The organism is Burkholderia sp. S171, assembly GCF_009766085.1.
In the GTDB taxonomy this organism is placed as follows: Bacteria; Pseudomonadota; Gammaproteobacteria; order Burkholderiales; family Burkholderiaceae; genus Caballeronia.
This window is the reverse complement of the sequence record NZ_LMUF01000020.1, coordinates 1-11,974: the sequence shown is the minus strand read 5'-3', so window position 1 is coordinate 11,974 and position 11,974 is coordinate 1. Positions and strand designations below refer to the sequence as shown.

At 53.5% G+C, this 11,974-nt stretch carries 7 protein-coding genes and 3 pseudogenes; 9 read left to right on the top strand and 1 reads right to left on the bottom strand.

The genetic code is table 11. The features are described from left to right. The 3 genes and pseudogenes from GSQ93_RS11355 to GSQ93_RS11345 form a co-directional block, all read left to right on the top strand. Positions 1-243 (top strand): annotated as a pseudogene (locus GSQ93_RS11355) (ABC transporter ATP-binding protein); the annotation flags it as partial. Positions 244-267: 24 nt separating this feature from the next. After that, positions 268-664: pseudogene (locus GSQ93_RS11350) on the top strand (malate synthase G); the annotation flags it as partial. 337 nt (positions 665-1,001) lie between these two features. Then, entirely contained in the window at positions 1,002-1,679 is a 678-nt protein-coding gene (locus GSQ93_RS11345; RefSeq protein WP_216857618.1) for an IS4 family transposase, read from the top strand. A 186-nt stretch (positions 1,680-1,865) separates the two neighbouring features. Here the strand turns inward: GSQ93_RS11345 and GSQ93_RS11340 are convergent, their stop codons facing one another. Beyond that, the gene (locus GSQ93_RS11340; protein WP_158935745.1) at positions 1,866-2,588 is read right to left on the bottom strand and encodes an IS6 family transposase; all 723 of its coding nucleotides are present in this window, start codon (positions 2,586-2,588) and stop codon (positions 1,866-1,868) included. Positions 2,589-3,045: 457 nt separating this feature from the next. Between GSQ93_RS11340 and GSQ93_RS11335 the strand changes: the two genes are divergently transcribed. The 6 genes and pseudogenes from GSQ93_RS11335 (at position 3,046) to istB (ending at position 11,228) form a co-directional block, all read left to right on the top strand. Then, complete coding sequence (locus tag GSQ93_RS11335; protein WP_158935744.1) at positions 3,046-4,188, top strand: ABC transporter substrate-binding protein; 1,143 nt, start codon at positions 3,046-3,048, stop codon at positions 4,186-4,188. A gap of 200 nt (positions 4,189-4,388) precedes the next feature. After that, positions 4,389-5,870, top strand: coding sequence for an FAD-binding oxidoreductase (locus GSQ93_RS11330; RefSeq protein WP_254073841.1), 1,482 nt, complete (start codon positions 4,389-4,391; stop codon positions 5,868-5,870). Between the two features lie 622 nt (positions 5,871-6,492). After that, positions 6,493-7,179: pseudogene (locus tag GSQ93_RS11325) on the top strand (M20/M25/M40 family metallo-hydrolase). A 66-nt stretch (positions 7,180-7,245) separates the two neighbouring features. Next, entirely contained in the window at positions 7,246-8,526 is a 1,281-nt protein-coding gene (locus GSQ93_RS11320) for an MFS transporter (protein WP_158935743.1), read from the top strand. 381 nt (positions 8,527-8,907) lie between these two features. Further along, on the top strand, positions 8,908-10,431 hold the full coding sequence (gene istA, locus GSQ93_RS11315; RefSeq protein WP_158935742.1) for an IS21 family transposase: 1,524 nt from the start codon (positions 8,908-8,910) through the stop codon (positions 10,429-10,431). An 8-nt stretch (positions 10,432-10,439) separates the two neighbouring features. Further along, complete coding sequence (istB, locus tag GSQ93_RS11310; protein ID WP_075359356.1) at positions 10,440-11,228, top strand: IS21-like element helper ATPase IstB; 789 nt, start codon at positions 10,440-10,442, stop codon at positions 11,226-11,228. Positions 11,229-11,974 lie beyond the last annotated feature (746 nt).

Below are 11,974 nucleotides of genomic sequence, written 5' to 3'. Positions count from 1 at the left end.
CTGTTGCTGCTCGACGAACCGTCGATGGGTCTCTCGCCGATCATGGTCGAGAAGATCTTTGAGGTCGTGCGCGAGATTTCGAGCGAAGGGCTGACGGTGCTGCTGGTTGAGCAGAACGCACGGCTCGCGTTGCAGGCGGCGAATCGTGGCTACGTGATGGATTCGGGTCTCGTCACGATGTCCGGCGATGCCAAGGCCATGCTCGATGATCCGAAGGTTCGTGAAGCATATCTCGGTGAGTGACACTGATGAGATCCCGCCTAACCCGCGTACGAGCGCAACAACGTCCTGACGATCTTGCCGCAGGCCTGCGCGGTCGTGCTTAGATTGACAAAGGCATGTGGGCAATGCCCGATCTGAAGCACGCGATGCTCGAACAGAAATCAGCAAACCGAAAGCAGGCGCTAACATTGCCTGGGTGCCGTCACCAATTGCTTTGTTATCATCAGGTCGACGTGCAGGTTGTGCAGAAAAAAATTGAACGCATCGACGACGATAGCATTCGGACTGAACTGCTCGACGGATTGCTAACTGCTCCCGTCGTCAACAAAGCCACCTAGAGCGAAGGCGAGATCCGTGGGAAGGTGAGAATAACGCGCAAGGCATTCCTGGGTATGTGGTTCGCTGGATCGACCAGAGCGTCGGCCGGTTGCGGGATCCTGATGCACTCGAGCCTTGCTGTCACTACGCGAGGGGTTCCGTTGGGTCTGGCAGCAATCAAGTTCTGGACCCGGAAGAAGTATAAAGGGTGTGACGCACTCAAACGCAAGATCAATCCGACACGCGTTCCGATCGAGGAGAAGGAAAGCTTTCGATGGATCGAAAATCTGCGGCAATCGACAGCCCTGTTTGGCGAACCACAGCGCTGCATTCATGTGGGAGATCGCGAAAGCGACATTTACGAACTCTTTTGCCTCGCTCATGAATTACAAACCAACTTTCTGGTTCGAACCTGCGTTGACCGGCTAGCAGGGGATGGAAACCACACGATCGCATAAGAGATGGATGAGGTTCGTGTCAAAGGCATACATCGGATCGTGGTTCGCGACCAGTACGGCAAGGTTGAACGGGCATCGCTGGAACTTCGATATCGCCGCATAACGGTGTTGCCGCCAATCGGCAAGCAACGGCGTTACCCGCCTCTGTCTTTGACGGTGATTCATGCAATTGAACGGGGAATACCCACAGGCAGGAAGCGCATCGAATGGACGCTGATCACCAATTTGGCAGTGACGTCCCGTAGACAGGCTATCGAGAAACTGGACTGGTACGCACTGCGATGGAAAATAGAGGTGTTCCACAAAATCCTTAAGTCGGGCTGCAAGGCTGAAGAGTCGATGTTGCGCACAGCGGACCGACTGGCTAACCTCATCGCGGTATTTTGCATCGTAAGCTGGCGTATCTTCTGGATGAGCATGGTTCATCGAGCCGCCCCGCCATTGCCGGCCGAAATCGCATTGACACCGCCCGAAATACTGCTGCTCGATCAACTAGTCAAAGATACCGTTAAGACCGCAAACGCCGAACCCCTTACACGATACACCGTCAAACTTGCACAACTGGGCGGCTATCTGGCGCGAGCCAATGATCCTCCTCCCGGCAACACAGTGATCTGGCGAGGCCTGCGAAGACTCACCGATATCCAGCTCGGCTTCGAGCTCGCCAAATATTGTGGGTAATCGCAAGGTTGATGGATCGCATACAAGCAATGTTGCGAGAAGGTGCGCTGTCACACGATGCGCACATCAAACTCCTGGGCACCTCGGCACATGCGTTCCGGCATACCTTTGGTACTCAAACGGTTGCCCGAAAGATGCGAATCGATGTAGCGCAACGGCCGTGCAAATGCGATTGTTACGTATTGCTTATGAAGCAAGGGAGTAGAACTGGTTGGCGGCAGAAAGCGGCGTTTTGTTTGCGCACTTCATCTGCCCTTTCTTGATCATGTGCATGACTTCAATGCCGCTTAGAATGACACGCGCGCAGGCAAAGTCCTTGAGCCCGAGCATCGGTCTAGTTCGACGCTTGATGGCCCGATCGTCCTGCTCGACTACGTTGTTCAAATACTTGACTTGACGAACCTTGATGGGTGTCTCGCGCTCCGCGTTCACCGCATGCAGTGCCGCCAGATTAGAACCGCTTTTGTCGATGGTCACCGTCTCGGGCGAACCGTTCTGACCGATTGCCTTTTCAAAAAAACGCCTGGCAGCAACCTTGTCCCGTTTGGCTCTGAACAGAAAGTCGATAATGTGACCCGCTTTGTCTACGGCGCGATAAAGATATTTCCACGAGCCTTTGACCTTGATATAGGTTTCATCCATACGCCAGCTCTTGCCAACAGGGCGTTTGTGCTTGCGAAACGTCTTTTCGAACAAAGGCACCAACTTGATGACCCACCGATGCTCCGTTGAATGATCGACGCCGATGGCGCGCTCGGCCATCATTTCTTCAAGGTCACGAAGACTGAGCGAATAAGCCACATACCATCGCACGCACAGCAGCATCACATCCAGCGGATAATGAAGCCGCTTCAGAAGCTTGGCAATGCCCGCAGCAAGAGGCTTTCGCGGTGTCACGGTCTTCTTCATTGTGGCCCGAAGCAAAGTGTTGGTAACCTGAACTTTACCGCAGCATCGTTATTGCGACAGAACCGTTCTTAGGGGGCCCTTCATCCATAAGGATGGAGGGCTACCCTACCTCAGTTATTTGTCGGCGCCGATTCGAGCCCCTGCTTTGGCGCGGTCTCTTCACTGACGGCGTTGAGGCTATATCGCCCTGATAAGGCTAAATATACTGGTTTCTTCATCTTCCCCGATAAGGAATGCACCGCGCTGTCGAACCGAAATCGGTGACACACGCCCGAGCCAGCTCGGCATTTCCCACCGTAGTCTGATCAAGATCGTACCGTCCGGCACTGCCGAATCGTGAAGCGGAGCATCAAGATACTCGAGATGCCAGCAAGATACGGGAAAACATTAATTGGCCGTCCGGACGGAATAAGATAAATTAGTTCTAGGGCGGTTTTCGCCTACAAACGGAGACCCGATGAACTATAAGAACTTGATGATCCTTGCGGCCTTATTCATATGTGGGTCAGCGCTGGCGGAAATCAAAGTCGGCATCATCCTGTCAGAGACGGGGCCAGCCGCATCGGTTGGGGCGACTCAGCTTAGGACGGTTGGCATTCTTCCGTCGAGACTAGGAGGGCAGCAAGTTCAGTACATCGTCCTTGACGATGCTTCGGATCCTTCGCAGGCGGTGAAAGACGCTCACAAGCTAATTGATGAACGGCAAATCGATGTACTAATTGGACCTAGCCTGTCACCTTCTTCCTTAGCCTTGCTTGACATCGTCGCGTCAGCTGAGACCCCCATGATCAGCCTCGCTGGGGCGGGAGCGATTGTTGCGCCCGTCGACAGTCGCCGACGGTGGGTGTTCAAAACCCCTCAGAGTGACGCTCAGATGGCTGAGCTTGTTGTGGCCAATATGAGTGCTGCGGGTGTAAAGAGTTACGCGTTTGTTGGGTTTAACGATGCATATGGCGACGGCTGGTTAGAGCAGATGGGTAAATTTGCGAAATTAGCCGCTATCCGACAGGTTGCGAGCGAACGGTACAGCAAAACCGACGCATCGGTGGTAGGTCAAATGCTAAAGGTGATGAGTGCGAGGCCCGACGCTGTATTCATCGCTGCTTCCGGTACTCCCGCTGCACTTCCGCAGGTATTTCTTCACGAGCATGGGTATAAAGGTATGGTGTATCAGACCCACGGGGTAGCCAACAACGACTTCCTTCGTATTGGTGGAAAAGCTGTTGAGGGTACCTTGCTGCCGGCCGGACCAGTGCTTGTCGCGGAGCAGTTGCCAAACTCTCACCCAGCAAGGCTGCCTGCGCTAAATTTTATCCAAAAATATGAGGCTCTTCCGGGAGCAGGCACACGGTCGACATTTGCGGCTTATCTTTGGGATGCCTCGCTTATACTCGACCATGCGATCGCAAGTGTTCCATCAACAGTCCTCCCAGGAACAAAGGATTTTCGAGAGTCGTTACGCAACGCGATTGAGAAAACGACGGATCTACATGCTACAAACGGTGTGTATACCATGTCCCCTACCGATCACCTCGGATTGGATGCGCGAGGGAAAGTAATGGTTAAGATTGTGGACGGGAAGTGGAAATTGCAGCCATAGCATTAGCGCGTCATTAGCGCGTCACTTCAACATTAAGGCTAATACACTTGGAAAAATGGCATTGAAGCTGGCGGTGCGGATTTAGATAATGACGAAAGAATAGTTAATTTGGACTACGTATAAATATTAGCTTATCGGCTGAACGCTTGACTTGGGACGAAGCGACCCTTCAAATTGGGCAGTAGAGAGACCGTCTTTGTGTGCCTCAGATTTTAGCGGCGAAATTTTGTGCTTGGCTTTCGCAGAAGGTCGAACTGAATTTGACGATCAGCAAAGCGTTAATGAGGATAGTGATTATGAACTATGGTAACGTCGATGATGCCATTGACAGTCTGAAGAGTTACTTCGGTGATCAACTGAGCTTGTCTTATGCAGTCCGTGATCAGCACGGGAAGGACACGTCTTTCCATCCGGGCAAGGCCCCGGACGCCGTGATATTTCCAAAATCACTTAGCGAAGTTCAAAAGATTGTAAGTGTATGTTCAAAGCTGCATATACCTATTATCCCATTCGGCACTGGTACGTCCTGCGAGGGTCATATTTCGGCTTTATACGGAGGTATATGCGTCGATACATCACAGCTAAACGCGGTTCGTGCAATTCGGGTCGACGATTTGGATTGTACGGTAGACGCCGGGGTAACGCGAAAGCAGCTAAATGCGCAGCTTCACGGCACCGGTCTGTATTTCCCGATTGATCCCGGTGCAGATGCCTCTATCGGCGGGATGGTGTCTACGCGCGCTTCAGGTACCAACGCGGTGCGTTACGGAACGATTCGCGAACAGGTGCTAAGCCTAGAAGTCGTGTTGCCCGACGGCAGCGTAGTGCAAACAGGTACCCGAGCCCGCAAGTCAGCGGCGGGATATGACCTAACACATCTGTTTATCGGCTCAGAAGGAACGTTGGGAATCGTCACGGCAATAACCTTAAAATTACATGCCTTGCCCGAGCGCATCGCCGCGGCCATCTGTAGCTTTCCAAGTCTTGGGCAGGCCGTCCAGACTGTTATTCACACGATCCAAGCCGGTGTGCCAATTGGTCGCGTCGAGCTTCTTGATGATACACAGGTCGAGGCGGTTAATCTTTACTCCAAGCTGAATTTGAGTGTTGCCCCGACTCTCTTATTTGAGTTTCATGGTAGTCCCGGTTCGGTCCAGGATCAGATCGAATTAGTCAAGGACATCGTCGATGCGAATGGGGGACGTGATTTTGAATGGGCAGAGCGTCCAGAGGATCGTTCCCGGCTTTGGCAGGCTCGCCATGATATCTGGTGGGCTAACCTGGCAATGAAGCCGGGATCGCAGGCATTGCCCACCGATGTTTGTGTCCCAATATCGTCGCTTGCTAAAAACATTCAGGCTGCTAAAGACGATGTACTTGACGCCAAGTTGTACGCACCAATTTGCGGTCATGTTGGGGATGGCAATTTCCATCTGTGTTTTGTCGTCAACCCCAACGATCCACATGAAATGACTTGCGTTTCCGAGGTGAATAGGCGAATGATCGAACGTGCCCTCGCGTGCGGAGGAACTTGTACTGGCGAGCACGGAATCGGCTACGGGAAGATTGAATATTTACGCCAAGAAGCCGGGGGCGCGTTCGCCTTGCATCGCTCGATTAAACACACCTTTGATCCTAGCGGAATCATGAACCCAGGAAAGATCGTCGGAGAACTGCTGTGACTTAACACGTCTTTCTCTATCAGCTGGGTGACCACCAACCAAGTAGCAAATCGATGTCCGCGGCGCGCAGGTCGATTAGCGCGTCTGCACCAACTTGAATTTCCCCAATTCGCGAGCGACTTTCCGTAAAGCTCGGCGCGTAAAGTCATCCACCCCGTCATCGAGGAACCGGTTGACGCGTGCAACGTCATCTCCCACAGATGAGGGACTTTGCAGTGCGGCAATCCTTTAAATTACGGTTCAAATGGCTCTGGTCGGAGCACGAAAAAGCGTGAAAATTTTAGTTTGGTGGCACGGACACATCCGGACCCAGCGAAAGTCGCCAAGGATAGACAGCTTCATGCTCCATTGTTGACGTGCGAGGATTCTTTCCGAGCATAGACTTGGCACTGCAACAGGCAGTTCTCGAACTGCTGAGCCAGCGTGGCACATGTCGGCAGAATTTTCTGCAAAGTATTTTTGAGTGATTTACCGTCTGGGTGGATTAACAATATGATTTGATGCGCGCTCGTTAGGAACATCCCGGAGGAGATTTCGCTTGGCGCGGTCGCGGCACAGTTTCGCGATGATGTCGAGTGTTTTGGTCGAAGTCTAGGCCTTCTACTATGTTAGAGGTGAGAGTGTGATCCCATATCCGCATGCTGCAATCGATCGGGTAGCCCGGTTAGTGGCATTCGATACAGTGAGCCGCAATTCGAAGCTTGGGCTCATCGAGATGGTCTGTGACGATTTGCACCGGGCTGGAGTGCATTCGACTCTCAGCTACGATGCCGGAGCCGGCTAGGCAAATCTATTTGCCACCATCCCCGCATGCGACGGCGGCATGCAAGGTGATGGTCCATTCGATAACGACTTTGACGTGCCATTCAGCACTGCTCAAGTCGGAATCATTACGGGCGGTGTTGCGGTCAATACGATACCGAATAGATGTGAATTTGAGTTTGAATGCCGGAACCTTCCGGGTGTTGATCCGAATGCATTTTTCAGCAATGTGATTGAGTATGTCGACACGGTGTTACTACCCCGTATGCACGCGGAGCACCCGTCCGCAGGCGTTAACATTATCCAGTTAGCTAAGGCGCCGTTCCTTGAGGCTCAGGAGGAAGCGGCCGTTACCCAGTTGGTACGCGCTCTCACGACAAACTCTTCCCGTCAACAAGTCGCATATGGCACAGAGGCCGGTCAGTTTCAAGAGGCCGGTATCCCGTCAGTCATATGCGGCCCTGGCTACTTCGAGCAAGCTCACAGGCCGAACGAATTCGTCGAGGTAAGCCAAATTGCATTCTGTCGCGATTTTTGCGCAATGTGATCACAAGCCTCTCGCGTTGAGGCCAGCAAATAACTTTTAAATTTATCGGGGAAAAGACGAAAAGCTATGCAGAACAAGATCGCAGACGATGTAAAGGCCAAATCCAGCTCAGCCGCTTGGCGGATCATCATTCCAGCATCACTGGGCAATGCGCTGGAGTGGTTTGACCTCGTCGTCTACGGCTTCTTCGCCGTAACGATCAGCAAGCTATTCTTTCCGACAGGAAGCGATACGGTTTCGCTGATACTGACGCTGGGTACGTTCGGCGTTTCATTCTTAATGCGACCACTGGGTGCGATAGTCCTCGGCGTGTACGCGGACAAGGCTGGGCGCAAAGCGGCGCTTATGGCTTCAATCACGCTAATGATGACCGGCACGCTCGTGATCGCACTTCTGCCAACATACTCAAGCATCGGTCTTTGGGCGCCCGCTGGGATGGTCGCTGCGCGGTTGGTTCAAGGCTTCTCTGCAGGCGGAGAATTCGGGAGCGCAACTGCTTTTCTGGCGGAACACACACCTAGCAGGCGCTATTTCTACACCAGCTGGCAGGTAGCGAGTCAAGGCATCACAACGCTCCTAGCTGCCGGTTTTGGTGCCACCCTAAACGCAACTCTTGATACTGGCCAGATGAACAGTTGGGGGTGGCGGGTTCCATTCTGCTTTGGATTGCTTATAGGACCAGTTGCGCTCTGTATCAGAAGAAATATCGAAGAGACTCCTGATTTTAGACAAAATGCTCATTCTGAGAATCCACTGGCAGAGATGCTAAAGAATGATCGAGATCGACTGTGCCCTGCAGTGGGCGCGGTAGTGCTGGCGACGGTTGCGAGTTATCTGCTGCTCTACATGCCGACCTACGCGATCCGGCAACTGGGCATGGCGCCTTCCGATGCATTTGCAGCGACGCTCGCGGCTGGCATAACGCAGTTCGTCATCGCACCGATGGCTGGGCACTTCGCCAACAGGCGTGGATGTATCAGAATAATGACATGCTCGTCAACTCTGTTTCTACTGCTCGTCTATCCGCTGCTTGCCGTCCTACGGGATCACCCCGTCTTCGTTGTGATGCTCATAGTGGAAATCGTTTTCGGAGCGCTTGTGGCTGTCTACTTTGGGGTATTGCCTGGCCTTCTCTCAAATTTGTTCAAGACAAAAAACCGGACGACAGGACTGTCTCTCGCCTACAGCTTAGCCGTCACGATCTTTGGCGGGTTTGCTCCCCTCATTATCACTTGGCTCATCAAGGCACTCGACAACAGCCTGGCGCCGGCGTTCTATGTGATGGCTGCAGCTGTCGTCAGCTTACTATCAATTCGCGTAATTAAGGCTAGAACTCACCTAAATTAGCGACCAGGAACCCCGTAAAAACATTCGTCGGCATCGTGAATTACGACCGGAATTATTCCTACACAAGCATCTCATAGAGATACTGCAGATCTCATGGGCTGCTCACGATATATATGATCGAAGTTTGTTCGTTCAATGATATTTGAACTTGCAATACCCAGTGTGAATTTCCGGCATATAGGCGCCATTTCGTTTTCGGCGTAATGGCGCCACCGGATTTCCGGCGTAATGGAGCCACGGCGTTTCCGGCGTAAAGGCGCCAGTCGTTTTTCGGCGTAATGGCGCCACCCAGGAGACGAGCAACGAGGGTTCGAACTTTCATTGATCGGCTAGACTGCCGGCCTTTTGCCGGGAGTGGCCGTGGCCAATCGGAGGTTCGAGATGTACCAATACCGACAGATCCTGATGCGCATGCGCCGAGGCGACTCTGACCGGGATATCGCACGATCGAAGACCATGGGGCGCAAGAAGATTGCGCAGGTGCGGGAGATTGCCGCCAAGAACGGATGGTTGGTGCGTGAAGCGGCTTTGCCCGATGAAGACGTAATGGCCACTTTCCTAGATCGCAAAGAGGCGCCGCTACCATCAAGTTGCGTCTCAACCTTGGAACCGTGGCGCGAGCAGATCACCAAGTGGCGAGCGACCGGGGTTCAATGCACGACGATCCACGCCACGCTCGTTCGCAACCACGGATACAGCGGCAGCTATTCCTCGGTCTATCGTTTCCTTCTGCATATAGACGCGTCGCACACTCCCGAAGTGCCGCTACGCCTAGAGTTCAAGCCCGCCGAAGCCGCGCAAGTTGATTTCGGCGCCGGGCCGATGATGACCGACGCGCTTACCGGTGAGATCCACAAGACTTGGTTCTTCGTCATGACCTTGGCGTGGTCGCGCCACCAATATGTCGAGTTTGTCCGAGACCAAACGGTAGCAACCTGGTTGGGATGTCATCGGCGCGCCTTTGAGGCATTTGGGGGCGTGCCAGCCCGGGTCATCATCGACAATTGCAAATGTGCGATCACCCGGGCGTGTTATTACGAGCCCGAAGTACAGCGCGCGTATGGCGAGTGCGCAGAAGGATACGGTTTCAAGATCGATGCATGCCCGCCAAGAGATCCGCAAAAAAAGGGAATCGTGGAATCGGGCGTCAAATTTGTAAAGCGAGGCTTCTTGCCCTTGCGCGAGTTCCGTGGTCTTGCTGACGCCAACCGCCAGATACAAGCTTGGGCAATGAACGAGGCCGGCAACCGCATTCACGGAACCACCCGCGAGATGCCGCTCAAACGCTTCGCCGAAGTCGAGCGAACCCTACTGATCAGCTTGCCAGACGTCCCGCCTGAGCTTGCAGTTTGGGCTAAGGGAAAGGTGCACCGTGACGCTCATGTTCAGTTCGAGCAGAGTTTTTACTCGGTCCCGTATCGACTAGTCGGCCAAGAGTTATGGCTTAAGGCAACCGACACCATGGTGACACTCTATCGCGGGCAGGAGTCAGTTGCGGCCCACGTGCGTCTTACCCGTCCGGGCGGCCGCCGCACCGTAGACGATCATCTGCCATCGGCTGCTCAAGCTTGGCAACTGCAGGATACCCAGTGGTGTCTGGCAACTGCTGAGCAGATCGGGCCTGCCTGCTACGCCTTGGTTTATGCGCTCTTCGGCGACAAAGTCTTAATCAAGATGCGCTCGGTGCAGGGTGTGTTGCGGCTTAAACAGAAATACGGCGCGATTCGACTCGAAGCAGCTTGCTCGCGCGCAAACCATTACGGCACGCCGCACTACACAGCGGTTAAAACCATCCTGCAAAAGGGATTGGATCAACTGACGCTGTTAAACGCCTTTGATGCGCTGGCGAGCACCTATACCGAAGGTGGCCGCTTCTGCCGCAACACTCAAACCATTCTCCAATAAGGCGCGCCATGCATCCCATTCCTGAACTAACGCCGCTGCTCAAACAACTGCGCTTGTCCGGCATCCTCGATTCGCTGGAAGCGCGAAATCGCGAGGCCATTGATCGCAAGCTCGCCTTCACCGAATTCCTGTCGCTGCTCATCCATGATGAAGTAGCCCGGCGCGATAACAAGAAACTCAGCTTGCGCATGCGACGCGCCAACTTCCGTAGCCAGAAGACACTCGAAGGATTCGACTTCGATCGGCTACCCGGTTTGAATCGAGCCGCCATCCACGACCTCGCCACAGGCCGATTCATCGACGAGAAAGTAGCCGTTCTGATCGCCGGCCCCTGTGGGACTGGCAAGAGTCATCTCGCACAAGCGCTGGGACACGCAGCTGCGCGGCAAGGACACGATGTCTTGTTCTCTACGCAAAGCCATTTGCTAGCAAGTCTACGCAGCGCGGCGGCTGTGGGCACCTACGACCGCCGTTTCCAGTATCTCGCCAAGCTTCCACTTCTGATCATTGACGACTTCGGACTTAAGCCACTGCGTTCGCCGGACGATGAAGACTTCCACGACCTGATCGCCGAGCGTTATGAGCGCGCGGCAACGATCTTGACTTCAAATCTGGACTTCCCAGAATGGGGCGAAGCATTCCCAGGTAACAAGATGATCGGCGCGGCAACCCTTGACCGCTTGCGTCATGGTGCCCACAAAATCGTCCTCGACGGCGAGAGCTATCGCGGACCAAAGCCGGGAGTCGAATCACCCAGAACCGAGCTTGCAAAAGGAGGCAAAATCAAGCAACCTTGATCCCCGTTCGAACCCTCCAATTGCTCGTTTCCGGTGGCGTCATTACGGCGAAAACGCCCGGCGCCATTACGCCGAAAGGTGACACCCAGCAAATTCACGGCGAGAGAGTGTTTGGATTGACCGTCCATTAATCAGATTGGTTCCACACTGTAGTCCGACATAACGTCATGCAGTGAAGAAAATTGATCACTTTATACAGATAGAAACAGTACCATTGTCGAAGAGTATTCGTAGCGTTACCGGATAAGAACCTATAAAGAATGGTCACGGTATGTGTAGCCGCGCATTGGACCGTGACGCCAGGCTCACCCCCAAGCTGCGTGCATAGGAGACAGGAGATAAACATGGCAAAGAAGCAGTGCGCGCGAGTAGTCGCCCGAGAAATTTTGGTTCGCTGGTGTCAAACCCGTTACATATGCCGCATGGGTAATGGCGACTCTAAACGGCGAAAGCGAATTTGATGCACGGCGATTATTTTCCGGCGTCGCAAATTTAACGCCAGCAACCCCTTCGCTTTAGTTCTCGCAACAAGCTCTAGCGACAGTGCCTGCAGGGCGTCAAACGAAATGGAACACAACAAGCCTTTCGCCCATAACTCCCTATGCAATGGACCGGTCTATAAACAGATTGTTACGATGCTGTTAGTTTGGATAACAAACGAATAAAGGTATCCGTCAGCGGAACCCGTTAGGGCGGTTTTTGCGCGGCTAAATGTCGACGATCTTTCGCAGTAGAGAGTACGAAAC